This window comes from Pseudomonas psychrophila, from assembly GCF_001043005.1.
Classification (GTDB): Bacteria; Pseudomonadota; Gammaproteobacteria; order Pseudomonadales; family Pseudomonadaceae; genus Aquipseudomonas; species Aquipseudomonas psychrophila.
In genome coordinates, this window is the sequence record NZ_JYKZ01000004.1 from 94,857 (window position 1) to 121,160 (window position 26,304).

Consider the following 26,304-nt stretch of genomic DNA (forward strand, 5'->3'; position numbering starts at 1 on the left):
GATGAAATTATCGCCTCTGAATCGACGCCGCTTTGCGCGCTTCAAAGCCAACAAGCGTGGCTGGTGGTCGCTGTGGATTTTTCTGGTGCTGTTCGGGCTTAGCCTGAATGCCGAACTGATCGCCAATGACAAACCACTGGTGATCAATTACGACGGGGAACTGTATTTCCCGGCGCTCAAGCGCTACCCGGAGACTGACTTTGGCGGTGAGTTCCCCCTCGAAGCCAATTACAAAAGCCCGTATATCCGTGAACTGCTGGCCAAGAAAGACGCCTGGGTGCTGTGGCCACTCATCCCGTACAGCTATCAGAGCATTAACTACGACCTGAAAGTGCCCGCTCCTGCGCCGCCGTCAGCGGAAAACTGGCTAGGCACCGATGACCAGGGGCGCGATGTGCTGGCCCGAGTGATTTACGGCTTTCGGATTTCGGTGCTGTTCGCGCTGACCCTGACCGTTTTAAGTTCGATCATTGGCGTCATCGCCGGAGCACTCCAAGGCTTTTATGGGGGTTGGGTGGACCTTGCCGGCCAGCGCTTTCTGGAAATCTGGTCAGGCTTGCCCGTGTTGTATCTGCTGATCATTCTCGCCAGCTTTGTGCAGCCCAATTTCTGGTGGCTGCTGGGGATCATGCTGCTGTTCTCGTGGATGAGCCTGGTCGACGTCGTACGCGCCGAATTCCTGCGTGGGCGAAATCTGGAATATGTGCGCGCCGCACGCGCCCTCGGCATGCAGGACATGGCCATCATGTACCGCCATATTCTGCCTAACGCCATGGTCTCCACCATGACGTTTATGCCGTTTATCCTGACCGGAGCCATTGGCACGCTCACCGCGCTGGACTTTTTGGGCTTCGGCCTGCCGCCAGGCGCGCCGTCACTCGGTGAACTGGTCGCTCAGGGCAAGTCCAACCTGCAAGCTCCTTGGTTGGGTATCAGTGCATTCGCGGTACTGGCCATTATGCTCAGCCTGCTGGTGTTTATCGGTGAGTCCGCTCGCGATGCCTTCGACCCGAGGAAATGAGATGACGCAAGACAACCTGATCGAAGTGCGCGACCTCTCCGTCGAGTTCACCGCCGGTGAAACACCGCAGCGTGTGGTACAAGGCATCAATTTTGATATCAAGCGCGGGGAAACCCTGGCCCTGGTCGGTGAAAGCGGGTCTGGCAAGTCAGTGACCGCGCACTCGATCCTCAGGCTTCTGCCCTACCCGCTTGCACGCCATCCAAGCGGCAGCATTACCTATGGCGGGCAAGATTTACTGAGTCTGGACGAGAAAAAGCTGCGTCACATTCGTGGCAATCGCATTGCAATGATTTTTCAGGAGCCCATGACTTCACTGAATCCGCTGCACAGCATTGAAAAACAAATCAATGAAGTGCTAGGCATTCATAAGGGGCTAACAGGCAAGGCGGCCACACAGCGTACGCTGGAGCTTCTGGACCTGGTTGGCATCCCCGAGCCTCACAAGCGTCTCAAGGCTCTGCCTCACGAGCTCTCGGGTGGGCAGAGGCAGCGGGTGATGATCGCCATGGCCCTGGCCAATGAACCCGAGTTGCTGATCGCCGATGAGCCCACCACGGCGCTGGACGTCACGGTGCAGCTTAAAATTCTTGATCTGCTCAAGGATCTGCAAGCCCGCCTAGGCATGTCGCTGTTACTGATCAGTCACGATTTGAACCTTGTTCGACGAATTGCGCATCGAGTATGTGTCATGCAGCGCGGTTTAATCGTCGAACAAGCATCGTGCGAGCAGCTGTTCCGTTCGCCGCAGCATCCATACACTCGGGAACTGCTCAGTGCAGAGCCTAGCGGAGGCCCGGCCAACACCGTTGCCGGCCCGCCATTGCTGGAAGTCGAGGACCTGAAAGTATGGTTCCCGATCAAAAAAGGGCTGTTGCGCAAGACCGTTGACCACGTGAAAGCAGTCGATGGAATCAACTTCAGCCTGGCGCAGGGACAGACACTGGGCATTGTGGGTGAAAGTGGATCGGGCAAGTCGACGCTGGGCCTGGCCATTTTGCGCCTGATTGCCAGCAAGGGTTTGATCAGTTTTGAAGGCAAACGGCTAGACTGTCTGTCGCAGAAAGAAGTCAGGCCGCTGCGCCGCGAAATGCAGGTGGTGTTCCAGGATCCGTTTGGCAGTCTCAGCCCGCGCATGAGCGTCAGCGAGATTGTCGGTGAAGGGCTGCGCATCCACCGCATGGGCACAGAGGCAGAGCAGGAAATAGCAATTATTGAAGCCTTGCGAGAAGTAGGTCTGGATCCGGAAACCCGGCACCGTTACCCTCACGAGTTTTCGGGCGGACAACGGCAAAGAATCGCCATTGCCCGGGCACTGGTTTTGAAGCCGGAGTTGATTTTGCTGGACGAACCCACCTCAGCGTTGGATCGGACAGTGCAACGCCAGGTCGTTGAGCTGCTGCGCTCACTTCAAACCAGGCACAACCTGACATATTTGTTTATCAGCCATGACCTGGCTGTCGTCAAAGCGCTAAGCCACCAGTTGATGGTGGTCAAGCATGGCCAAGTGGTCGAACAGGGTGATGCGCAAAGTATCTTTGCCTCACCGCAACATCCATATACACAGCAGCTGCTGGAAGCCGCCTTTTTGGCACCAGTGGCTGTCGATTAACCTGATAGAGGAACAACACATGGGTTTTCTCACCGGTAAGCGCGTACTGATCGTTGGTGTCGCTAGCAAATTGTCCATCGCTTCTGGCATTGCTGCCGCCATGCATCGTGAAGGCGCTGAACTGGCTTTCACTTATCAGAACGAAAAGCTGAAAGGTCGTGTTGAAGAGTTCGCAGCAGGCTGGGGTTCCAACCCTGAACTGTGCTTCCCTTGCGACGTTGCCAGCGATGAAGAAATCGCCAAGGTATTCGAAGACTTGAGCAAGAAGTGGGACGGTCTGGACTGCATCGTTCACTCAGTAGGTTTCGCTCCTGGCGACCAACTGGATGGCGACTTCACTGACGCTACTACGCGTGAAGGCTTCCGCATCGCTCACGACATCAGCGCCTACAGCTTCGTAGCCCTGGCAAAAGCCGGTCGCCCGATGATGAAAGGCCGCAACGGCAGCCTGCTGACCCTGTCTTACCTGGGTGCAGAACGCACCATGCCTAACTACAACGTGATGGGTATGGCCAAAGCCAGCCTGGAAGCGGGCGTACGTTACCTGGCTGGCAGCCTCGGTCCGGAAGGCACTCGTGTTAACTGCGTATCGGCAGGTCCGATCCGCACCCTGGCCGCTTCGGGCATCAAGAACTTCCGCAAAATGCTGGCGGCCAACGAAGCACAGACTCCTCTGCGTCGTAACGTCACCATCGACGAAGTCGGCAATGCCGGCGCCTTCCTGTGCTCCGACCTGGCGTCGGGCATCAGCGGTGAAATCATGTACGTGGACGGTGGTTTCAACACTACCGCCATGGGCAGCCTCGAAGAGTAAATACTTCGTTGTAGCTGTTACTCAAAACGCCCGGTGCATTGAATGCATCGGGCGTTTTTCATTTCGTGCACAGCCTTTAAAAACTGATGCCGAAACGGGTGGCCAATTCCTTTCGCCCTTTGGGAGTCAACCCAAGTGCTCGACTGTCCAGATCCTGGACAACCCAATTGCGGGCAATGGACATTTGCAGGAAGGCGGCGCCCAGCGTGCCAGCCAGATGAGGACTGCGCATGCTCCAGTCCAGGCACCCGCAGGCAAAGCGACGACGCTGCGCCCGCAGCGCATCGATCTTTATACCAAGCCCCGTCATCGCCCTTTCACCGTCAGGCGTGAGTTGATACAGGCCGTCATTGGACGCGGTCGATACAAGCCAGGCCGACTCGATGAAAAAGTCATGCAGGCGAACCGCCAGCGTCCCAGCCATATGGTCGTAACAGGTTCTGGCAAACTGCAAACGATCGGGTGCCGTAGGCACAAACCGTGGAGTGGCTATCTTGCTGATGACCATCAGGGCTTCAATAGCTCGAGCCACATGGGCATCGGCCAGGCTGTAGTAACGATGCCGCCCCTGCACATGCAGCTTGACCAGCCCGTCCTCTCTCAGCCGAGCCAAATGCGCACTGGCCGTGGATGTTCCCACCCCCGCAATCACAGCCAGCTCGGTACTGGTGCGCGCGTGGCCATCCATCAACGCGCAGAGCATCCTCGTCCTTGCCGGCTCAGCAATGGCCGCCGCAACCTGGGAGATATCGGAGTCATGACATGGAACATCCATATTTCGCTCCTGAGCGAATTGCAGGAAGAGAGGATGCGAGAGATTACCCGTTCTTACTGACAAGGACGCTCTTAATGACTCCCTTCGAAGCTGCTACACACGCCGCCCCCTACCCTTATTACTCGCACTTGCGAGAAAAAACGGATCTTTTTTTCGATCCTGATCTTGGCCTGTGGGTCGCCTGCGGAGCTGCAGCAGTGGAGGCAATCCTGCAACAGCCGGATTGCCGGGTACGGCCCGAGCATGAGCCGGTTCCGCGAGCCATCGCCCAAGGTCCGGCCGGGGACGTATTCGCCAGATTGATGCGCATGAACGAGGGAGCGCGCCAGCAATGCCCAAGAGCCGCGATCGAGCCTGCTCTGATGGCAGTGCCTGTGCAGAACGTCGAAACACTCGTGTGCAGCCTTGTAGGCCGTGCAGACCTCGGCGCCGAGAGCCTGAACGGCTTAATGTTCAGCCTGCCAGTTTCAGTGCTCGCAGCCATGATGGGGTTTCAAGCCGCCCAGCTACCCAGCGTCGCCAGCCTGACCAGGGATTTTGTCGCTTGCCTTTCGCCATTGAGCAATGCCTGCCAACTGCGCAGCGCGGACGATGCCGCCACCCGGTTAAGCCAGATGCTGAACGCGCTGCTCAACGGCCAACAGCCTAAAAGCGACTTCCTTGCAGATATATGCCGGGCCTGCACAGCCAGCAACTGGCAAGACCAAGATGCACTGATCGCCAACCTGATCGGTGTATCCCAGACTTGCGAAGCAGGCGCCGGATTGATCGGCAACACGCTTGTTGCACTTCAACAACAACCCGGGTTGCTCGAGGAGGTAACCCGCACTCCGACACAGATTAACGAGCTGGTTGCAGAGGTTGCGCGCTTCGACTCTCCAGTACAGAACACTCGGCGCTTCGTGACCAGGCAATGCACCATTGGCGATAGCGTCTTGCACGCCGGGGATACGGTTCTGCTGTTGCTGGCCTCGGCCAACAGGGACCCACACTCGAATCCAGACCCCGACCGCTTTTTGCTCAGGCGAACTCATCGAAAAATCTACAGTTTTGGCCACGCAAGACATCAGTGCCCCGGTCAGCAATTAGCGCTGACTATTGCGGCTCAAAGCATTTTGGCATTGCTGCAACAACCGGCTACCTCACTGATACCGCAATTGCGCTGGAGTTACCTCCCTTCGCTCAATGGCCGAATCCCCGCATGGAGCAATCCCTTGGAGCCTGAACAATGATTGCCGTGATTTTTGAAGCCTGGCCGCACGACCAGCACTACCAGCGTTACCTCAACCTTGCAGGAGAACTCAAACCCCTGCTTGCAGAGTTGGAGGGTTTTATTTCCATTGAGCGTTACCAAAGCCTGAGCGAACCGGGAAAACTGCTGTCATTGTCATTCTGGCGCGACGAAGAGGCTATCCAGAAGTGGCGTACGCTGGAGCAGCATCGAATGGCCCAATCCGAAGGTCGGGTACAGGTATTCAACGACTATCACGTGCGTATCGCCCATGTAGTGCGCGATTACACCCTTGACCAGCGATCCCAGGCTCCAGTCGATAGTCAACACGCCCACCCTGAGTGAATCCTTACGACAATCGCCAATCACCGCCCATAAAAAATGGCCACTCACTGAGCGGCCATTTTTAGTGAAGCGGGATAAACGCCTAGTAGCGCTCTACCTTGGCTTCGTTTTCCAACTGCTTGCGGTAGGCAGCAAAGTCTTGCTGGCCAACACGGGAAGCGAGGAAGCGACGGTACGACGCCTTCTCTTCTTCAGTCGGTGCAACAGCATCGTTAACACCATTCAAACGCAAGACCATGACACCACCATCAGCCAAGGTCACGCTGCCAAACGTCGGCTTGTCCTTAGATGCTGGCTTGGGCATGCGGAACACAGCTTGCAACACGGCCGGATCAATACCTTCCTGGCCACGGGCAACAGCTTCCTGAACCTTCCAGGACTGACCATCAATTGGCTGGTTCAACGGCAGTTTGCCATCGCGCAGTTCCTTGATGATTTCTTCAGCTCTGGTTTTGGCAGCAGCGCTGGCGTGTTCTTTCACCAATTGCGCGCGAATGCTTGAAGCAACAGCTTCAAGAGGCAACTGCTCTGGCTTGCGGTGCTCCTTGACGCGCAACACAACTACGGTCTCAGGATCGAGTTCGATAGCCGTGCTGTTCGCACCTTCATCCATCACTTCGGTACTGAATGCGGCTTGAATCACAGCACGATTGGCTGCTATGCCTTCGCCACCCTCACGACCAAATGGCGCAGAGGTATGCACAGTCAGCTTCAGCTCTTGAGCAGGCTGAACCAAATCGGAGGCTTCAAACGCAGAGTCTTCCAATTGCTTGGTCGCATCTACAAAGCGGCGCTCGACCTGCTGGGTTTTCAAGTCATGGGTCAGCTTGTCTTTCAGGCTGGCAAAGCTCGGCACTTCAGGTGCTTCGACGCCCAGCAGCTTGATCAGGTGATAACCAAAAGTGGTCCGCACCGGTTCCGAAACCTGGTCTTGCTTCAATGCATAAACTGCAGTTTCAAACACAGGATCGTAGACACCTTGACCTGCAAAGCCCAGATCACCGCCATTGGCGGCCGAACCCGGATCCTGGGAAAACTCCTTGGCCAGAGCCTCAAAGCTTTCACCTTTGGCCAGACGCTGCTGAATATCGGCGATCTTGGCTTTGGCCTGCTCGTCGCTGACCTTGTCGTTGACTTCGATCAGGATATGCGCAGCTCGACGCTGCTCAGCCAGGTTGGCGATTTCTTTTTGATAGAGCGCTTGCAGCTCATCGTCTTTAACGGCTACCTGGTCAAAGAAAGAGGATTTCTTCAACTCGATGTAATCGATTACGACCTGATCAGGCGTCATGAACTCTTTGGCGTGCTCGTCGTAGTAAGCCTTGATTTCGTCATCGCTCAATTTCACCGCAGCCGGGTCGGCCTTGATGTTCAGAGAAGCGAAATCACGGGTTTGTTTTTCGAGACGGGCAAAAGCGTTCACCTGTTCATCGGTCACAAAACCGCTACCTGCCAAACCGGCACGCAGCTGACCAATCAACATTTCCTGGCCCAGCATGTCGCGGAACTGAAGACGGCCGTAACCCAGTTGACGAATGACCTGATCGAAACGCTCAGGACTGAATTTGCCATCTTCCTGAAACTCAGGGGTCATCAGGATGACTTGATCCAGGGCAGCTTCAGAGAACGAAAACTTCGCTTCTTTAGCGCCTTGAAGCAACAGCTTGCGATCGATCAGCCCTTTGAGGGCCGCTTCACGCAGCATTTTTTCATCCAGCAACGAAGAGTCGAAATCCTTGCCCAACTGCTGCAGCAGCTGACGACGTTGCATGTCGACGGCTTGGCTCAGCTCAACTTGAGTGACTTCTTCACCGTTAACCTTGGCGGCATCCTGGCTGGTAGAGGTGGCTTGAAAAATGGCATCGAAACCGGTCAACGCCATCAACGCGACGATGACACCGATGATGGTCTTGGCAATCCAGCCTTGTGAATTGTCCCTGATATTTTGCAGCATGCTTCCCCCAGAAACGGTCTTGCATAATGAGCAACCGTGGAGCGTGGGTAGAGTCCGGATAGAAGAAAGGCGCATCCGAGGATGCGCCTTCTCGTAACTGGCGGAGCGGACCGGGCTCGAACCCGCGACCCCCGGCGTGACAAGACGATGTTGCCATCGATTGCACTACCGCTCCGCTGCCAAGCCTGGCGTGCGCCTGACCCGGTTGGGTAAAAAGTGTTACAGAAACTTAGTTAACCGCTTCTTTCAGTGCTTTACCGGCTTTGAAGCCTGGTTTTTTAGCAGCAGGAATTTCCAGCGTTTTACCGGTCTGTGGGTTACGACCAATACGAGCAGGACGATCGGTTACAGAGAAAGTACCAAAACCAACCAGTACCACAGAGTCGCCAGCCTTAAGAGCGCCAGTGACGGATTCGATTACTGCGTCCAGCGCACGGCCAGCTGCAGCTTTCGGGATATCAGCAGATGCAGCGATAGCATCAATCAGTTCCGACTTGTTCACTCTAAGTCCCCTTATATCTATCTGAGTATGTTTCTAAAGTTTTTTGGTAAAAGCAAAACGACTGCTGAAGCACTTACGGACACTTATAGAGCCGCTTTATAACAAGGGCTCTAAAAAGCGTCAAGAAAGCCCATCAGGCGAATCCGTATTAATGCGTGCTAATTCTTTCCTTAGAGTCAGACTCTCGTTTGTCGTCCTTGGCAACAATCTCGGGAGCCACATCCGGCAAGGGCTCCGGGGCGTATTGCAGCGCAATTTGCAGGACCTCGTCAATCCATTTAACTGGTTTAATCTGAAGATCCTGTTTGATGTTGTCAGGAATTTCCTTCAAATCACGTACGTTTTCTTCAGGAATAATTACAGTTTTGATCCCACCACGGTGAGCTGCAAGTAATTTTTCTTTCAGACCGCCAATCGCCAGCACCTGACCACGAAGGGTAATTTCACCCGTCATTGCAACATCGGCACGTACCGGAATCAGGGTCAATGCAGAGACAAGAGCCGTACACATTCCTACACCGGCACTAGGACCATCTTTAGGCGTAGCGCCTTCCGGCATGTGAATGTGAATATCGCGTTTTTCGTGGAAATCCAACGGGATACCCAGGCTTTTAGCACGGCTACGCACTACCGTAAGTGCAGCCGTGATCGACTCAACCATCACATCGCCCAGCGAACCCGTTTTGATCAGTTGACCCTTGCCAGGAACAACTGCCGCTTCAATAGTCAACAACTCGCCACCAACCTGCGTCCAAGCCAGACCGGTCACTTGACCAATTTGATCCTGAACTTCAGCCAAACCGTAGCTGAATTTTCTTACACCCAAAAAGTGCTCAAGCAGCTCTGGAGTCACAGTGACAGCAAAGCGTTTTTCCATTGCATGCTCTTTGACCGCCTTGCGGCAGATCTTCGCAATTTGACGCTCCAGACCCCGCACACCGGCTTCACGAGTGTAGTAACGAATAATGTCGCGGATAGCTTCGTTATCGAACGCCAGCTCGCCTTTCTTCAAACCGTTGGCTTCGATCTGTTTCGGGGCCAGATATTTGACAGCGATGTTGATCTTTTCGTCTTCGGTGTAGCCAGGCAGACGAATGACTTCCATCCGGTCCAGCAAAGCTGGCGGGATATTCATCGAGTTGGACGTACACAGGAACATCACATCGGACAGGTCGTAATCGACTTCGAGGTAATGATCGTTGAAATTATGGTTTTGCTCCGGGTCTAGCACCTCAAGCAAAGCCGAAGCCGGATCGCCGCGCATGTCACTGCCCATCTTGTCGATTTCATCGAGCAGGAACAGAGGGTTGCGCACGCCAACCTTGGTCATCTTTTGAATCAATCTTCCTGGCATCGAACCGATATAAGTACGGCGATGACCACGAATTTCCGCCTCGTCACGCACACCACCCAAGGCCATACGTACGAATTTACGGTTTGTCGCGTGGGCGATGGACTCAGCAAGTGAGGTTTTACCTACACCTGGAGGACCCACCAGACATAGAACGGGACCACGAATTTTTTTCACACGCTTTTGCACGGCGAGATATTCGAGGATCCGCTCTTTGACTTCGTCCAGACCGTAGTGGTCTGCGTCCAAAATGTCTTCAGCGCGCTTCAGGTCAAGACGCACCTTGCTCTGAGCCTTCCACGGCACCTGTACCAGCCAGTCGATGTAGGAGCGCACTACAGTGGCTTCAGCAGACATTGGCGACATTTGCTTGAGCTTGTTCAGCTCAGCCTGAGCCTTGGCCATTGCATCTTTGGGCAAGCCGGCAGCATCGATACGCTTTTTAAGCTCTTCAATTTCATTGTGACCTTCGTCACCATCACCCAGCTCTTTTTGAATGGCCTTCATCTGCTCATTCAGGTAGTACTCGCGCTGGCTGCGCTCCATCTGCTTTTTGACACGGCCACGGATGCGTTTTTCAACTTGCAGCAAGTCGATCTCGGCATCCAGCAACGCAAGAACGTGCTCAACCCGGGCCTGAAGGTCGACAATTTCAAGAATCTCCTGCTTCTGTTCGATCTTGAGCGCCATGTGGGCGGCCATCGTATCGACCAGACGGCTTGGTTCATCAATGCTGTTAAGCGATGACAGAACCTCAGCCGGGACCTTTTTGCCCAACTGCACATATTGTTCAAACTGCGAGAGCAGGCTGCGAACAAAAACCTCGGATTCACGATCCGGGGCAGCCACTTCATCAATCAAGGAGACTTCAGCGCTCAGATAACCATCTGCCTGGCCGAAATGCTCAACAGCACCGCGCTGCTCACCTTCCACTAGCACCTTGACAGTACCGTCCGGAAGCTTGAGCAGTTGCAGAACGGTAGCAATGGTACCGACACGATAGAGAGCATCTTCGCCCGGATCATCGTCAGCAGGGTTTTTTTGAGCTAACAGCAAAATCTGCTTGTCGCCCGTCATCGCAGCCTCAAGGGCCTCGATCGATTTCTCGCGTCCCACGAACAGTGGGATCACCATGTGCGGATAAACCACAACATCGCGCAATGGCAGGAGAGGCAATTCGATGGTTGTCTTCATGATTTCGCCTCTACGGCGGCCATAAGGCCGTAATCAGATGGAAGTAAGCTTGAAGCCAAGATGGGGGCAGTCTTGAAAAAAAACAAGCGTTGAACAACAGGAAAAACAAAGGGGCCCGCAGGCCCCTTTTTTAACACGCTATGTGTAATGCCCAGCATTACCTTTACGCGTCAGGTGCAACCTTGGCAGTCGCTTCGTTGTTTTCATAAATCAACAACGGCTTGGACTTGCCTTCTATAACGCTTTCATCGATCACCACTTTACTCACCTCAGATTGCGAGGGGATTTCGTACATGGTGTCGAGCAGTACGCCTTCAAGAATCGAACGCAGGCCACGGGCGCCAGTCTTGCGCTCAAGCGCGCGCTTGGCCACAGCTTTTAAGGCATCAGCACGGAACTCGAGATCAACACCTTCCATCTCGAACAGCTTCGCGTACTGCTTGGTCAATGCGTTCTTGGGCTCGGTCAGAATCTGCATCAAAGCAGTTTCGTCCAGTTCATCAAGTGTCGCCAGAACAGGCAGACGACCCACGAATTCCGGGATCAGACCAAACTTGACCAAATCATCAGGTTCGACTTCACGCAGGGATTCGCCAACCTTCTTGCCCTCTTCCTTGCTGCGAACTTCAGCGCTGAAGCCGATGCCGCCACGAGTCGAGCGAGCCTGTACAACCTTCTCCAGACCCGAGAATGCACCACCACAGATGAACAGGATATTGCGGGTATCAACCTGCAAGAACTCTTGCTGTGGGTGCTTACGACCACCTTGAGGGGGAACGGAAGCCACAGTGCCTTCAATTAGCTTGAGCAAGGCCTGCTGCACACCTTCACCGGAAACATCACGGGTAATCGAAGGGTTGTCAGATTTGCGCGAAATCTTGTCGATTTCATCGATGTAGACAATACCCATTTGGGCTTTCTCTACGTCGTAATCGCATTTCTGCAGCAGCTTCTGAATGATGTTCTCAACGTCTTCACCCACGTAACCAGCTTCAGTCAGCGTGGTCGCGTCAGCAATAGTGAAAGGCACATTCAGCAGACGAGCCAAGGTTTCTGCAAGCAAGGTTTTACCCGAGCCGGTTGGGCCGATCAGCAAAATGTTGCTCTTGCCGAGTTCGACGTCGTCGTTCTTTTTGTCACGCTGGTTAAGGCGCTTGTAGTGGTTGTATACCGCTACAGCCAAAACCTTTTTGGCACGTTCCTGACCAATAACGTATTGATCAAGGATGCCGCTGATTTCTTTTGGCGAAGGTAATTTATGCGCGCTGCTCTCGGCCTGGGCTTCCTGCACCTCCTCACGGATGATGTCATTGCACAGGTCAACGCATTCGTCGCAGATAAAGACCGAGGGGCCGGCAATCAATTTGCGCACTTCATGCTGGCTTTTGCCACAGAAGGAGCAATAGAGCAATTTGCCGTTGTCCTCGCCGTTGCGGGTGTCAGTCATTCGATCGATCCAAATCCGATAGGCTTGCAACACAAGATGAAGGCAACTGCGGGCTTTTTCAAGCCCGCAGGTGGTCGGTTAACCCAACCACCCACATTTGAGCTGCTTAAGCGGGCATTTGACGCTTGCTGAACACAGAGTCGATCAAACCGTATTCGGTTGCACGCTCGGCGCTCATGAAGTTGTCACGCTCAGTGTCACGCTCGATGGTTTCGAGAGTCTGACCCGTGTGGTGAGCCAGTAGCGAGTTCAAACGATGACGGATGTTAAGGATTTCCTTGGCATGAATGTCGATATCCGACGCCTGCCCCTGGAAACCGCCCAGTGGCTGGTGAATCATCATGCGCGAGTTAGGCAGGCAGTGACGCTTGCCCGGTGCGCCACCGGCCAACAGGAAGGCACCCATGCTGCAGGCCTGACCGATGCAGATGGTCGACACATCAGGTTTGATGAATTGCATGGTGTCGTAGATCGACATGCCTGCAGTCACCGAACCACCTGGGGAGTTGATGTAAAGATGGATGTCCTTGTCCGGGTTCTCGGCTTCAAGGAAAAGCAGCTGCGCAGCTACCAGGTTGGCCATGTAGTCTTCTACAGGACCGACGAGGAAGATGATTCGCTCCTTGAGCAGGCGCGAGTAGATGTCATAGGCGCGCTCGCCACGGGCGGACTGCTCGACAACCATCGGGACCAGGCCGCCAGCGGCGTGGATATCAGAGTTCTGCTGAATATAAGAATTGCGGGACATGTCCGGCAGTCACTCCCAAATAGTCTTGTCTGGATACGCATAAGCCAGCTCGAGGCTGGCTTATGGTTGTGTTTTCTAACGAGTCAGAAATCAGTCGGCTTGTGGAGCTTCCACCGGCTTGACAGCTTCTTCGTAAGAGACCGCTTTATCGGTCACCTTAGCCTTCTGCAGAACAGTATCCACAACTTGCTCTTCCAGCACAACCGAACGAACCTCGTTCAATTGAGCGTCATTTTTGTAGTACCAAGCTACAACCTGCTCTGGCTCCTGGTAGGCGGAAGCCATTTCCTGAATCATTTCGCGAACGCGATCTTCGTCAGGCTTGAGGTCGAACTGCTTGACCACTTCAGCCACGATCAGACCCAGTACTACGCGACGGCTGGCTTGCTCTTCGAACAGCTCAGCTGGCAGTTGATCAGGCTTGATGTTGCCCCCGAACTGCTGAACAGCCTGCACACGCAGACGATCAACTTCGTTGGACAGCAGGGATTTTGGAACTTCGATCGGGTTGGCAGCCAACAGACCGTCCATTACCTGATTCTTGACCTTGGACTTGATTGCCTGACGCAGCTCACGCTCCATGTTCTTGCGAACTTCGGCGCGGAAACCTTCCAGACCTGTTTCCTTGATACCGAATTGAGCGAAGAACTCTTCGTTCAGCTCAGGCAGCTTAGGCTCGGAAACAGTGTTCACAGTCACGGTGAACTCAGCTTCTTTGCCGGCCAGGTCCAGGTTTTGGTAGTCAGCAGGGAAAGTCAGCTTCAGAACGCGCTCTTCGCCAGCTTTAGCGCCAACCAGGCCTTCTTCGAAGCCAGGAATCATGCGACCCGAACCCAGAACCAGCTGAGTACCGGTGGCGGAACCACCAGCGAATACTTCGCCGTCAACCTTGCCAACGAAATCGATGTTCAGTTGATCATCGTTCTGGGCAGCACGGTCAGTCACTTCAAAACGGGTGTTCTGCTTGCGCAGCACGTCCAGCATTTTGTCCAGGTCGGCATCAGCCACTTCGGCGCTCAGGCGCTCGATAGCGATAGTGTCCAGACCAGTTACTTCGAATTCAGGGAACACTTCGAAAGTAGCAACGTATTCCAGATCCTTGCCTTTTTCGAAGACTTTAGGCTCAACCGAAGGTGCGCCAGCCGGGTTTAGCTTCTGCTCAACCACTGCTTCGTAGAAAGAAGCCTGGATCACATTGCCCAGAGCTTCTTGACGCGCATCAGCTTCGTAACGCTGACGGATCACGCTCATTGGCACTTTGCCTGGACGGAAGCCCGGGATCTTGGCCTTTTGGGCAGTCTGTTGCAGACGCTTGTTGACTTCAGCCTCAATACGCTCAGCTGGCACGCCAATGGTCATGCGACGCTCAAGAGCGGAAGTATTTTCAACAGAAACTTGCATGGATATTCCTCGTTGCACAGACGTTAGCCGGCCGTTTCCGACCCCATAATCAAGGGCATGCATTCTAGTGGGTCAAACTCAAGAAGTCACCCTACCGCAAACACCCTTGGAAACAGCCGGCAGAAATTAAGTAAATACGGCCATCTGCTTCGCCTTCTATATAGATAGAAGCGCGCATCAGGCAGGACCCAATGCTTCACCGAAGGCACTTTTCGCAGACGACCACACAGTTCGACAAAAGCCGGGTGCAAACAACACACAGCCCTTGCTGAGTAACTGGCGATATCGGACACCCTTTGGAGCCGCCCCAATCTGCGCGCATTGTCACACAAATTGCAGAGGACGCTAAGCATGCGGGAAATGAGGCGCTACAGGGGACCCATACATCCGTTTCTCAAACTGCAGATACAAAAAAACGCCAGACTATTAATCTGGCGTTTTCTTTAAATATGGGGTGGACGAAGGGGATCGAACCCTCGACAACGGGAGTCACAATCCCGTGCTCTACCAACTGAGCTACGCCCACCATATTGCGTTACAGCACTGCCAGCCCTAAAGAACAAGCAGTCAAACAAAAGAAAAAAGCCGCTACAAGCGGCTTTGTTCAAATTTGGTGCGGACGGAGAGACTCGAACTCTCACACCTTGCGGCGCTGGAACCTAAATCCAGTGTGTCTACCAATTCCACCACATCCGCATTTCAAACTTTTAAAGCAAAGACGCCAGACGATTAATCTGGCGGCTTTCTAAATATGGGGTGGACGAAGGGGATCGAACCCTCGACAACGGGAGTCACAATCCCGTGCTCTACCAACTGAGCTACGCCCACCATATTGCCTGTACTGCTTACTTGTGCCAAAGCTGCCTAATGGCGCACCCGGCAGGACTCGAACCTGCGACCATCCGCTTAGAAGGCGGATGCTCTATCCAGCTGAGCTACGGGCGCCTTGTTAGCCTGTATTCTTTGACGACTACAAACCAAGTGCTTTCAGTATCACCAAGCTGAACAACAACTTCGCTCTACCTTCTTAACCAGTGCTAGGCTGTGCCCGACAAGTGCGACGAATGTTATAGGTGAGCCTGAAAGTCGTCAACTCTTTTTTAAAAAAAGTTTAGAAATATAAAGGAGTTAGGGCAATAAACAGACCAGGCGCCTTTGCCCTCGCGCCACGGCATGCGAGAATGCACGTCCTTTTTCCACCCTTTACGATGGTTAATCACGCGTAATGACTGCACAACTAATCGACGGTAAAGCGATTGCCGCCAGCCTGCGCCAGCAGATTGCCAAACGTGTCGCCGAGCGTCACGAGCAAGGCCTGCGCACCCCTGGTCTGGCGGTGATCCTGGTCGGCAGCGATCCTGCTTCCCAGGTTTATGTTTCGCACAAGCGTAAAGACTGCGAAGAGGTAGGCTTTCTTTCCCAAGCCTATGACCTGCCTTCTGACACTACCCAGCAAGCGCTGACCGATCTGATCGACCGTCTTAATGACGACGCGAACATCGACGGCATTCTGCTACAACTGCCTCTACCTGCCCACTTGGATGCATCCAAGCTGCTGGAGCGCATTCGCCCGGACAAAGATGTCGACGGTTTCCACCCTTATAACGTCGGTCGCCTGGCCCAACGGATCCCACTGCTGCGCCCATGCACCCCCAAAGGCATCATGGCCCTGCTCGAAAGCACCGGCCAGGATCTGTACGGAATGGACGCCGTGATTGTCGGAGCATCCAACATCGTTGGCCGCCCAATGGCCATGGAGCTGTTGCTGGCTGGCTGCACCGTGACCGTGACCCACCGCTTCACCAAGGATCTGGCCGGCCACGTTGGCCGTGCTGACCTGGTGGTCGTGGCTGCCGGTAAACCTGGCCTGGTCAAGGGCGAGTGGATCAAGGAAGGCGCCATCGTGATCGACGTTGGCATCAACCGCCAGGCGGATGGCAAACTGGTTGGTGATGTAGTTTACGAGACCGCCCTACCCCGCGCTGGCTGGATCACCCCAGTCCCAGGGGGCGTAGGCCCGATGACTCGCGCCTGCCTGCTTGAAAACACTCTGTACGCAGCTGAAACATTGCACAGCTAAATGTTCAACCTGCTACAAAAACAACGGCACCTTCGGGTGCCGTTGTTATTGGCGCCACCAAACGCCGGACAAACAAAAGCCCGCACGAGGCGGGCCTTTGTTCACACAACAAGCAACCTAGTCAGCCAAGCGCCAGGTCGTCCCGCCTTTACCGTCTTCCAGCACAACACCCATTGCAGCGAGCTGATCACGAATCCGATCCGACTCTGCCCAGTCCTTACCGGCACGGGCCGCCAAACGCGCGGCGATCAAGGCATCCACCTGGGCTGCATCGACCTTGCCTTCAGCGCCAGCCTGCAAGAAATCATCAGCCTCGAGCTGCAAGACACCCAGCACATCAGCCAACTGCTTGAGGCGCGCCGCCAAACCAGCCGCAGCTTGCAGATCGGTTTCGCGCAACCGGTTGATCTCGCGAACCATCTCGAACAGCACCGCACAGGCTTCCGGCGTACCGAAGTCGTCGTTCATCACCTGGGTAAAGCGCTCAACGAATGCCTCACCACCGGCCGGAGCCACCTTCGGCAAGCCTTTGAGCGCATTATAGAAACGATCAAGGGCTGCTTTCGCATCCTTTAGGTTGTCTTCGGAATAGTTGATCGAGCTACGGTAATGGCTCGATACCAACAGATAACGCACCACTTCTGGATGATATTTCTCCAGGACGTCGCGAATGGTGAAGAAGTTGTTCAAGGACTTGGACATCTTCTCGCCATTAATGCGAATCATCCCGCAGTGCATCCAGGCATTGGCGTAGGTCTTGCCGGTTGCCGCTTCGCTTTGGGCAATTTCGTTTTCATGGTGCGGAAACTCAAGGTCGCTGCCGCCGCCATGAATATCGAAGGTCTCACCCAGGCAGCAGGTGGACATCACCGAGCACTCGATGTGCCAGCCCGGACGACCCGCCCCCCACGGCGACTCCCAGCTCGGCTCGCCAGGCTTGACGCCTTTCCAGAGCACGAAGTCCAGCGGATCATCCTTGGCTTCGTCGACTTCGATACGCGCACCGATGCGCAGGTCTTCGATTTTCTTGCGCGACAGCTTGCCGTACCCCATGAACTTGGCGACGCGGTAATACACATCGCCATTGCCCGGGGCGTAGGCGTAGCCCTTGTCAATCAAGGTCTGGATCATTGCATGCATGCCAGGGATGTGATCCGTGGCCCGGGGCTCCATATCCGGCTTGAGGATATTGAGCCGCGCTTCATCTTCATGCATCGCCTGGATCATGCGCTCGGTCAGCGCCTCAAACGGCTCGCCGTTTTCACGGGCACGATTGATGATCTTGTCTTCAATGTCCGTGATGTTGCGCACATAGGTCAGGTTGTAGCCGCTGAAACGCAACCAGCGGGTCACCAGATCGAAGGCGATCATGCTGCGGCCATGACCAATGTGGCAGTAGTCGTACACGGTCATACCGCACACGTACATGCGCACATTGTTGCCGTCCAGCGGCTTGAAAACTTCTTTGCTCTTGGTGAGCGTGTTGTAGATCGTAAGCACGGCTTATTCCTTCAAAACTTGATCACTGGCCCCACGAATCACGCAAGGTCACGGTACGGTTGAATACCGGGCGACCAGGTTTCGAGTCCTTGATATCCGCGCAGAAGTAACCTTCGCGCTCGAACTGGAAACGGTCTTCCGGCTGTGCATTGCCCAGCGAGGGTTCAGCACGACAACCGGTAAGCACCTGCAGCGAGTCAGGGTTGATGTTTTCCAGGAAGCCGGCACCGTCTTCAGCCTTTTCAGGGTTTGGCGAGCGGAACAGACGATCATACAAACGCACTTCACACTCGACACTGGCTGCCGCCGGCACCCAATGCACAACACCTTTGACCTTGCGACCTTCCGGGTTTTTACCCAGGGTTTCAGGGTCGTACGAGCAATGCAGTTCGACGATGTTGCCATCGGCGTCCTTGATTGCTTCGTCAGCACGAATCACATAGCTGCCGCGCAAACGTACTTCGCCCGCGGGCTCAAGACGCTTGTAGCCTTTTGGCGGTTCTTCCATGAAGTCATCACGATCGATGTAGATCTCACGGGCGAAAGGCAGTACCCGCACACCCATGTCTTCTTTCGGGTGGCAAGGCAGCTCAAGGTTTTCGACCTTGTCTTGCGGGTAGTTGGTGATGATGACTTTCAGCGGACGCAATACACACATGGCACGCGGTGCGCTGTGGTCCAGGTCGTCACGGATGCTGAACTCCAGCATGCCGAAGTCAACCACGCCGTCAGAACGGTTGGTGCCGACCATGTCGCAGAAGTTGCGGATCGATTTAGGCGTGTAACCACGACGACGGAAACCCGACAGCGTGGACATGCGCGGGTCATCCCAGCCATTGACGTGCTTTTCATCAACCAGTTGCTTGAGCTTGCGCTTGCTGGTGATGGTGTAGTTCAGGTTCAGACGGCTGAACTCGTACTGACGCGGGCGCGCAGGCACTGGCAGGCTGTCGAGGAACCACTCATACAACGGGCGATGGCTTTCGAATTCCAGGGTGCAAATCGAATGGGTAATGCCTTCGATGGCGTCCGACTGACCGTGGGTGAAGTCATAGTTCGGGTAGATGCACCACTTGTCACCGGTCTGGTGGTGATGGGCGTGACGGATGCGGTACATGATCGGGTCGCGCAAGTTCATGTTCGGCGAAGCCATGTCGATCTTGGCTCGCAGTACGCACTTGCCGTCCTCGAACTCACCGGCCGTCATGCGGGCGAACAGGTCCAGGTTCTCTTCGACGCTGCGGTCGCGGAACGGGCTGTTCTTGCCCGGCTCGGTCAGGCTGCCGCGGTATTCCTTGGCCTGCTCTGGCGTCAGGTCGCAGACGTAGGCCTTACCTTCTTTAATCAGGTAAATCGCCCACTCGTGCAACTGATCGAAATATTGCGAGGCATAGCGCACTTCGCCGGACCATTCAAAGCCCAGCCACTTCACGTCGCTTTCGATCGCGTCGATGTATTCCTGGTCTTCCTTGGCCGGGTTGGTGTCGTCAAAACGCAAATGCGTAACGCCACCGAACTCCTGAGCCAGCCCAAAGTTCACACAAATGGACTTGGCGTGACCAATGTGCAGATAGCCGTTGGGCTCCGGCGGGAAGCGGGTCACGATCTGTGTGCATTTACCCGAGTCAAGGTCCGCCTGAACGATTGGACGCAGGAAATTGGCCGGGACAGCAGGGCCAGCCTTTGGATTCAGAGTGGGGTCGACAGTGGGCTTGCTCATAGGATCCTTGAACGTAACAGGGTGCGCGGCCTGGGTCGGCCGACTAAATCAAAGCGCCTATCATAGCCGATGCCGTCAAGTCACCGACAGAGCAGGTGCTCAATCAAACCGATTGAAATGCCGGCTTTTAGTCCCCATATGGGAAAAACACCATCGAAATGCCGCGTGAGCACGCTAAACTCCGCCCGCGGCTGTATCTACCCAGCCAGCCTGGGGGATTGAGGTGTGTCACCGCGCCCGGGCCCGACGAATTCTCTGATAGAGCGATAACGACCATGACCAAAGTAAAACTGAGTACCAACCACGGCGACATCGTGATCGAGCTGAACGCTGAAAAAGCACCGATCACCGTTGCTAACTTCATCGAATACGTTAAAGCCGGCCACTACGAAAACACTGTGTTCCACCGTGTAATCGGCAACTTCATGGTCCAGGGCGGCGGTTTCGAGCCCGGCATGAAAGAAAAGAAAGACAAGCGCCCAAGCATCCAGAACGAAGCTGATAACGGCCTGCCAAACGAGAAGTACACCGTGGCCATGGCTCGCACCATGGAGCCGCATTCGGCTTCCGCCCAGTTCTTCATCAACGTGGCTGATAACAGCTTCCTGAACCACAGCGGCAAAACCGCTCAGGGTTGGGGCTATGCCGTATTCGGTAAAGTCGTTGAAGGCCAGGACGTTGTAGACAAGATCAAAGGTGTTGCCACCACTTCCAAAGCCGGTCATCAAGACGTGCCTAAAGAAGACGTGATCGTCGAGAAAGCAGAGATCATTGAGTGATACTGCTGATTTCAGACTTGCATCTGGAAGAGGAGCGCCCGGACATAACCCGGGCGTTTCTGGATTTCCTGACCGGGCGTGCGCGCTCGGCTCAGGCGCTATACATTCTGGGTGATTTTTTCGAAGCCTGGATTGGCGACGATGCGATGACACCTTATCAGCGCTCGATCTGTGAAGCGCTGCGAACACTGAGCGATACCGGCACCAAGATTTTTCTGATGCACGGCAACCGCGACTTTTTGCTTGGCCAGGCCTTTTGTAAAGCGGCTGGCTGCACCCTGATCAAAGACCCCAGCGTTGTCGACTTTTATGGCGAGCCGGTTTTATTGATGCACGGCGACAGCCTGTGCACTCGCGACGAAGCCTACATGCGCCTGCGACGCTACCTGCGCAACCCCATCACCTTATGGGTCCTGCGCCATCTGCCCTTGGGCACGCGGCATAAACTGGCACGCAAGCTGCGCAGCGAGAGCCGCGCCCAAACCCGCATGAAAGCCAATGACATCGTCGACGTGACCGCCGAAGAAATCCCCCGGATCATGGCGCACTTTGGCGTACATACCTTGATTCACGGCCATACCCACCGCCCTGCGATCCACAAACTGCTGGTCAACGAACACGCAGCCAAACGCATCGTGCTCGGTGACTGGGATCGCCAGGGCTGGGTTCTGCAAGTGGACGAGCAAGGCATGCAACTGGCGCCGTTTGATTTTGCACCGCCTCCCTCACAATAAACCCGTGGGAGCGAGCCTGCTCGCGAAGGTTTCTGCGCAGTATCACAGATAAAACGCATGGCAACTTTCGCGCGCAGGCTCGTTCCCACAAGGGGTTTGCAGGGCTCCAGCTTTAATGCCCGCTCGTCGCCGGCCCCGCCTTGGCCGCAAACGGCGGCTTGGCCAGCCATACCAGCAAAATCAACCCCATAAACAGCCAGCCCATCATGGTGAAGTAGTCCACGGTGGAGAACATATACGCCTGACTGGTCAGAATCTGATCCATCTGAGCGTAGGCCGGTGTACTGGCGCCCCCCAGGCTTTCCAGGGTATGCCGTGTCACCGGATCATAGGCACTAATGCTTTCACTCATGTAGGCATGATGCTGATCCGCCCTGCGAATCCAGATCCATGTGGTCAAGGAAGCGGCAAAGCTGCCCCCCAGGGTCCGCAAGAACGTCGCCAGCCCGGCTCCGTCGGCGATCTGATGCGGTGGTAAATCCGACATCAAAATGGTCAACGTCGGCATAAAGAACAACGCCACGCCAATCCCCATGAACAACTGCACCATCGCGATATGCTGGAAGTCCACCTCATTGGTGAAGTCGGCACGCATAAAGCAACTCAGCCCGATGGCCAGAAACGCCAGGCCGGCCAGCAAGCGCAAGTCGAATTTATTCGCATACTTGCCCACGAACGGCGACATCAACACCGGCAAGATCCCGATCGGTGCCACCGCCAACCCCGCCCAGGTCGCTGTATAGCCCATCTGCGTCTGCAGCCATTGCGGCAAAATCAAGTTGATACCGAAGAACCCGGCATACCCCAACACCAGCACAATGGTGCCGATGCGAAAGTTACGGTGGGCAAACAGGCGCAAGTTGACGATCGGATGCTTGTCCGTCATTTCCCAAATAATGAAAGCCGCCAGCGCCACCACTGATAACGCACTACCCAACAGGATGAAATTGGACTCGAACCAGTCCAGATCATTGCCTTTGTCGAGCACGATCTGCAGCGCACCCACACCAATGATCAGGGTAATCAACCCTACATAGTCCATCGGCTGGCGGGTGATCACCACCGGGCGCGCCTTCAGTTGCTGGCGAACCACCATCACCGCAAAAATGCCGATCGGTATATTAATGAAGAAAATCCACGGCCAACTGTAACTGTCCGTGATCCAGCCACCCAAAATGGGACCCGCAATGGGCGCGACCACCGTGACCATCGCCAGCAATGCCAATGCCATCCCCCGTTTCGCAGGCGGATACACCGCAATCAACAGGGTTTGAGTCATGGGATACAGCGGCCCGGCCACCAGCCCTTGCAACACGCGAAACCCGACCAGCTCAGGCATCGAAGTCGAAATACCGCACAAAAACGAGGCCAGCACGAACAGGATTGTGGCCCACAAAAACAGCTTCACTTCGCCAAAACGGCGGCTCAGCCAGCCAGTGAGGGGCAAGGCAATCGCGTTACTGACTGCGAAGGACGTAATCACCCACGTGCCCTGCTCCGAACTCACCCCAAGGTTGCCGGAGATGGTGGGCAAGGCAACGTTGGCGATGGTGGTGTCGAGCACCTGCATAAAGGTCGCCAGCGATAGACCAATAGTGGCCATTACCAGGCTGGGAGGGGTAAAAGACGCGTTTGTACTCATCGCAAATCCTTTAAAACCGGGGATGCAGCCCCGCCACTTCGGCGAGGCTCATGGATTGGCGAATCAACGCTGAGCGGCCATATCGCCTGTCGCAGCGCTGTTGCTGTTAATCAAACGCGTAATCAGTGCTTCAGCATCTGCCAACTGCTGCGCATACACATTGGTACTGAACGAGGCTTTTTGCGGTGGTTGCTGAGCCAGTACCGGGCCGGTCTGGTCACGCAGGTTCACATCAACGGTTGTAGACAAACCGACGCGCAATGGATGCTCAGCCAGCTCATCGGCATTGATATGGATACGCACCGGTACACGCTGCACGATCTTGATCCAGTTACCCGTCGCATTTTGCGCGGGCAACAGGGCGAATGCGCTGCCAGTACCGGCACCAATGCTGTCGATGGTGCCGCTGTATTTCACGCTGCTGCCATAGATATCAGATTCAATATCCACCGGCTGACCGATGCGCATTTTATGCAACTGGGTTTCCTTGAAGTTGGCATCAATCCAGAGCTGATTGAGCGGAATGACCGCCATTAGCGCAGTGCCCGGCTGAACCCGCTGGCCCAACTGAACCGTACGCTTGGCCACATATCCGGCGACCGGAGCAATCAAGGTGGAGCGGGCGTTTGCCAGGTAAGCCTGACGCAACTGCGCAGCAGCAGCCTTCACATCCGGGTGGTTGGCCACCGATGTGTTATCGACCAACGCACTCGTGGTATCGAGTTTTTGCTCAGCATTGCGCAAGGCGCTTTGTGCCGAAGACAGATCATCCCGGGCATGGGACAGCTCTTCCTGGGAGATGGCCCCGCCAGCCGCAAGACTTTTACGACGGTTGTAGTTGTCCTGGTTCTTTTGCACTTCGACTTTCTGCGCAGCCACCTGGGCCTTCATGCCCTTCACATCACTGAACAGACCACGCACCTGACGTACGGTACGCGCCAGATTGGCCTCGGCGCTCTGCAGCCCAACCTGCGCGTCGCTTGGGTCGAAGTTCAGCAAGACCTGGCCCTCATGAACCAGATCGCCATCGTCGGCACCAATACTCACCACCGTACCGGTGACAAGAGGCGTGATCTCAACCACATTGCCGTTTACATAGGCATCGTCGGTGCTTTCACTCCAGCGACCGTACAGCTCTTCCCAGGCCCAGACGCCCAACCCGACCAAGATGACCAGAACCGCCAGGCCACTCAGCAAGAGCTTGCGTTTACGCTGATTGCCAGCGTCCTGGGTGTGTTGCGTTTCATTCGGTGTTTGCACAGTGGCCATGACGATTACCTAAATTATTCTGCCGACGAGGACTTGAGAGGGAACGGCTTCAGCCGTATTGCCGGGCTCAAATCCACCGCCCAGGGCTTGCATCAATTGGATCGAAAGATCGATCTGCTCGGCATTCAGGTCCGCCAGCTGGCGCTGGGCCTGAAGCAATTGCTGCTCAATGCTGAGCACGTCCAGGTAGTTACCGACACCCGAGCCATAGCGCTGCAACACGGTGTTGAACGAGTCCTGGGCGATATCGGTTGCCCGTTGCTGGGCGTTGATTTGCTGCCCAACGGCACCTAGCTGAACGAGGGTGTCACTGACATCGCCCAGGGCGCCCACCAATATCTTGTTGTACTGCGCGACAGCCAGATCGTACTTGGCGTCCTCGCTATCCAGCCCTGCACGCAGGCGGCCACCATCAAAGATCGGCAGCGAAATGGCCGGTGCGATAGTGAGGAAGCGACTGGCAGACCCGAACAACGCATCACCCAACAGCGACTGAGTACCTGCCGCCGCACTCAAGTTGAGATTGGGATAAAAGCGCGTCTTGGCCGCAGCAATATTCTTGCTCGCCGCCTCCACTCGCCAGCGCGCCGCCACCAGATCCGGACGACGACCCAGCAACTCAGCAGGCAGGGCACTTGGCAACGCCACAGCGCTCGGCGCCAGAATTTTCGGACGCGCGATATCAATGCCGCGATCCGGCCCCTTGCCTAACAACACCGCCAGCGCGATGCGCGCGCTTTTGAGTTGTTTTTCAGCGCTGATCAACTGCTCTTGAGAACTGGCCTCGAGGCTTTCGGTTTGCTGAAACTGGTAATGGCTGTCGATGCCGGCTTGCAGACGACGCTTGCTCAGGTCGAGCAATTTCCCGGTACGTTCCAGGTCATCCTTGGCCAAGTCACGGACGATAAAGGCATGCCCAAGGCTGCTGTAACCCCGGGCTACATCGGCGGCCAGGGTCAGGCTCGCGGCCCGGCTGTCAACTTCGGCCGCACGGGCCTCGCCCAACGCTGCTTCCCAGGCGTCACGCTGACCGCCCCACAAATCGAACGTGTAATTAAACGTCAGACTGGCATCACGCAGGGTGTCGTATCGACCGCCCTGCCCACTCGGATCTTGAGAGCGCGACAGGCGTGAACGCGAGACATCGGCTTCGGCATCCAGCGTCGGCATACGTGCGGCATTGGCCGCACCGGCCGCGGCAGTCGCCTGATGCGCACGGGCGCTGGCTATTTGCATGTCCGGGCTGTCGCGCAAGGCTTCCTGAATCAAGCCGTCCAGCTGAACGTCCCCCAGACGCTTCCACCAGTCTTTTTCAGGCCAGGCTGCCGGGGTAACCGTGACGCCATTGAGCGATTGAGCAGCCTTGAGGTTTTTCGCTTCCTCACTCACGCCCACGGTGTTTAAGCCGCTATAGCTGGCGCAACCGGCCAACACCATCGACGTAAATACCAGGCTAAGGCCTGTACGCAGCGTTTTGTGGCTCATTTTTCACCTAAGCGCATGACAGTGATCGGATCACCAGCTGCCAAGAGTATTTTCTTGAGGATCTGTTCCAGACTTTGCAGCTCTTGCGGGCTAATGGCGCTTGCCAGCTGATTCATTGCATCGGCGCCAATCTTCGGCAATTGGTTGGCCAGGGCCTGGCCGTCGTCGGTCAACACCAACCTGACCTGTCGCCGATCGGCTTCGGAGCGCTGGCGCATCAACAGCTTTTTTTGCTCGAGGCGATCAAGCATGCGAGTCATGGACCCACTGTCCAGCGACAGATGGCGGCAGAGCTCGGCCGGGGTATCAACGTCGAACTGGGCCATGATAATCAGCACCTTGAACTGCGCCGCCGTAATGCCATATGGCTCCATATGACGATCGATGATCCGGTCCTTGAGCATGGCCGTACGCCCGAGGAGCATGCCCAGGGTGCAATTTTGGAAGTTATCGGGATGGAAATGTTTCATCAGGGCACCAGGAAGCTGCCTAGGCAGTAATGTTTCTAAATATTACTGTCTAGGCAGCTAATGTCAAGACGACAATTAGGTGCCTATCTATCTGACTGTAAGCATTCACCTATTTTGTAGTCGCTGCCGAGGAACGAGGCTGCGATCGATTGCGCAGCAATCGTAAATCCTGATGTTTAGGTCTAACTGACACGCCACAGTGACTGGATTAATGACGGCTGCTCGGGGTA

21 protein-coding genes and 4 tRNA genes are annotated in these 26,304 nt (G+C 55.3%); 8 read left to right on the plus strand and 17 right to left on the minus strand.

All coding sequences use genetic code 11. The features are described from left to right. The first annotated feature begins 1 nt into the window (after position 1). The 3 genes from TU76_RS11770 to fabI are packed head-to-tail and all read left to right on the plus strand — an operon-like array spanning position 2 to position 3,447. On the plus strand, positions 2 to 1,021 hold the full coding sequence (locus TU76_RS11770) for an ABC transporter permease (protein WP_046810825.1): 1,020 nt from the start codon (positions 2 to 4) through the stop codon (positions 1,019 to 1,021). Between the two features lies 1 nt (position 1,022). Next, on the plus strand, positions 1,023 to 2,633 hold the full coding sequence (locus TU76_RS11775) for an ABC transporter ATP-binding protein (protein WP_048351708.1): 1,611 nt from the start codon (positions 1,023 to 1,025) through the stop codon (positions 2,631 to 2,633). A 19-nt stretch (positions 2,634 to 2,652) separates the two neighbouring features. Continuing rightward, entirely contained in the window at positions 2,653 to 3,447 is a 795-nt protein-coding gene (gene fabI / locus TU76_RS11780; RefSeq protein WP_016782317.1) for an enoyl-ACP reductase FabI, read from the plus strand. A 76-nt stretch (positions 3,448 to 3,523) separates the two neighbouring features. Here fabI and TU76_RS11785 read toward each other — a convergent pair whose 3' ends face one another. After that, positions 3,524 to 4,222 carry an ArsR/SmtB family transcription factor gene (locus TU76_RS11785; RefSeq protein WP_046809726.1) on the minus strand — a complete coding sequence of 233 codons (699 nt, stop codon included), beginning with the start codon at positions 4,220 to 4,222 and terminating at the stop codon, positions 3,524 to 3,526. Between the two features lie 74 nt (positions 4,223 to 4,296). On the opposite strand from TU76_RS11785, the gene TU76_RS11790 reads away from it, so the two are divergent. Both TU76_RS11790 and TU76_RS11795 read left to right on the plus strand, forming a co-directional pair. After that, positions 4,297 to 5,454, plus strand: coding sequence for a cytochrome P450 (locus TU76_RS11790; protein WP_048351709.1), 1,158 nt, complete (start codon positions 4,297 to 4,299; stop codon positions 5,452 to 5,454). Next, positions 5,451 to 5,798, plus strand: a complete 348-nt coding sequence (locus TU76_RS11795; RefSeq protein WP_046809724.1) for an antibiotic biosynthesis monooxygenase family protein — start codon at positions 5,451 to 5,453, stop codon at positions 5,796 to 5,798. The genes TU76_RS11790 and TU76_RS11795 overlap by 4 nt, the downstream gene beginning before the upstream one ends. An 82-nt stretch (positions 5,799 to 5,880) precedes the next feature. Here the strand turns inward: TU76_RS11795 and TU76_RS11800 are convergent, their stop codons facing one another. From TU76_RS11800 to TU76_RS11850, 10 genes are all read right to left on the minus strand, one after another. After that, complete coding sequence (locus TU76_RS11800) at positions 5,881 to 7,752, minus strand: SurA N-terminal domain-containing protein (protein ID WP_048351710.1); 1,872 nt, start codon at positions 7,750 to 7,752, stop codon at positions 5,881 to 5,883. A gap of 229 nt (positions 7,753 to 7,981) precedes the next feature. Continuing rightward, on the minus strand, positions 7,982 to 8,254 hold the full coding sequence (locus TU76_RS11810) for an HU family DNA-binding protein (RefSeq protein ID WP_016782315.1): 273 nt from the start codon (positions 8,252 to 8,254) through the stop codon (positions 7,982 to 7,984). A 148-nt stretch (positions 8,255 to 8,402) separates the two neighbouring features. After that, the gene (lon, locus tag TU76_RS11815; RefSeq protein WP_046809722.1) at positions 8,403 to 10,799 is read right to left on the minus strand and encodes an endopeptidase La; all 2,397 of its coding nucleotides are present in this window, start codon (positions 10,797 to 10,799) and stop codon (positions 8,403 to 8,405) included. Between the two features lie 163 nt (positions 10,800 to 10,962). After that, on the minus strand, positions 10,963 to 12,246 hold the full coding sequence (gene clpX, locus TU76_RS11820) for an ATP-dependent Clp protease ATP-binding subunit ClpX (RefSeq protein ID WP_046809721.1): 1,284 nt from the start codon (positions 12,244 to 12,246) through the stop codon (positions 10,963 to 10,965). 106 nt (positions 12,247 to 12,352) lie between these two features. After that, positions 12,353 to 12,994: an ATP-dependent Clp endopeptidase proteolytic subunit ClpP gene (gene clpP, locus TU76_RS11825; RefSeq protein ID WP_016782312.1), complete on the minus strand. Its 642-nt coding sequence runs from the start codon at positions 12,992 to 12,994 to the stop codon at positions 12,353 to 12,355. A gap of 90 nt (positions 12,995 to 13,084) precedes the next feature. Beyond that, the gene (gene tig, locus TU76_RS11830) at positions 13,085 to 14,395 is read right to left on the minus strand and encodes a trigger factor (RefSeq protein ID WP_046809720.1); all 1,311 of its coding nucleotides are present in this window, start codon (positions 14,393 to 14,395) and stop codon (positions 13,085 to 13,087) included. A 450-nt stretch (positions 14,396 to 14,845) separates the two neighbouring features. After that, a tRNA-His gene (locus TU76_RS11835) sits at positions 14,846 to 14,921 on the minus strand. Positions 14,922 to 15,006: 85 nt separating this feature from the next. After that, positions 15,007 to 15,091: transfer RNA gene (locus TU76_RS11840), tRNA-Leu, on the minus strand. Between the two features lie 56 nt (positions 15,092 to 15,147). Beyond that, positions 15,148 to 15,223: transfer RNA gene (locus TU76_RS11845), tRNA-His, on the minus strand. 40 nt (positions 15,224 to 15,263) lie between these two features. After that, a tRNA-Arg gene (locus TU76_RS11850) sits at positions 15,264 to 15,340 on the minus strand. A gap of 280 nt (positions 15,341 to 15,620) precedes the next feature. Here TU76_RS11850 and folD point away from each other — a divergent pair. Then, positions 15,621 to 16,475, plus strand: a complete 855-nt coding sequence (gene folD, locus TU76_RS11855) for a bifunctional methylenetetrahydrofolate dehydrogenase/methenyltetrahydrofolate cyclohydrolase FolD (protein ID WP_019823166.1) — start codon at positions 15,621 to 15,623, stop codon at positions 16,473 to 16,475. Between the two features lie 117 nt (positions 16,476 to 16,592). On the opposite strand, the gene cysS is transcribed toward folD, so the two are convergent. Then, positions 16,593 to 17,975, minus strand: coding sequence for a cysteine--tRNA ligase (cysS, locus tag TU76_RS11860; RefSeq protein ID WP_046809719.1), 1,383 nt, complete (start codon positions 17,973 to 17,975; stop codon positions 16,593 to 16,595). A 22-nt stretch (positions 17,976 to 17,997) separates the two neighbouring features. After that, a complete protein-coding gene (locus TU76_RS11865; RefSeq protein WP_019823169.1) occupies positions 17,998 to 19,695 on the minus strand; it encodes a glutamine--tRNA ligase/YqeY domain fusion protein in 1,698 nt (565 codons plus the stop codon). 275 nt (positions 19,696 to 19,970) lie between these two features. Between TU76_RS11865 and TU76_RS11870 the strand changes: the two genes are divergently transcribed. Beyond that, a complete protein-coding gene (locus TU76_RS11870) occupies positions 19,971 to 20,474 on the plus strand; it encodes a peptidylprolyl isomerase (RefSeq protein ID WP_019823171.1) in 504 nt (167 codons plus the stop codon). Next, entirely contained in the window at positions 20,471 to 21,208 is a 738-nt protein-coding gene (gene lpxH / locus TU76_RS11875; RefSeq protein WP_019823173.1) for a UDP-2,3-diacylglucosamine diphosphatase, read from the plus strand. Before TU76_RS11870 ends, lpxH begins: the two co-directional genes overlap by 4 nt. 112 nt (positions 21,209 to 21,320) lie before the next feature. On the opposite strand, the gene TU76_RS11880 is transcribed toward lpxH, so the two are convergent. The 4 genes from TU76_RS11880 to TU76_RS11895 all read right to left on the minus strand — a co-directional run bounded on the left by TU76_RS11880 (position 21,321) and on the right by TU76_RS11895 (position 26,074). Then, the gene (locus TU76_RS11880; RefSeq protein WP_019823174.1) at positions 21,321 to 22,850 is read right to left on the minus strand and encodes a DHA2 family efflux MFS transporter permease subunit; all 1,530 of its coding nucleotides are present in this window, start codon (positions 22,848 to 22,850) and stop codon (positions 21,321 to 21,323) included. Positions 22,851 to 22,913: 63 nt separating this feature from the next. After that, positions 22,914 to 24,119 carry an HlyD/EmrA/EmrK family protein gene (locus TU76_RS11885; RefSeq protein WP_048351711.1) on the minus strand — a complete coding sequence of 402 codons (1,206 nt, stop codon included), beginning with the start codon at positions 24,117 to 24,119 and terminating at the stop codon, positions 22,914 to 22,916. 9 nt (positions 24,120 to 24,128) lie between these two features. Beyond that, complete coding sequence (locus tag TU76_RS11890) at positions 24,129 to 25,604, minus strand: efflux transporter outer membrane subunit (protein ID WP_046809716.1); 1,476 nt, start codon at positions 25,602 to 25,604, stop codon at positions 24,129 to 24,131. After that, the gene (locus TU76_RS11895) at positions 25,601 to 26,074 is read right to left on the minus strand and encodes a MarR family winged helix-turn-helix transcriptional regulator (protein WP_019823177.1); all 474 of its coding nucleotides are present in this window, start codon (positions 26,072 to 26,074) and stop codon (positions 25,601 to 25,603) included. The genes TU76_RS11890 and TU76_RS11895 overlap by 4 nt, the downstream gene beginning before the upstream one ends. Between the last annotated feature and the right edge of the window lie 230 nt (positions 26,075 to 26,304).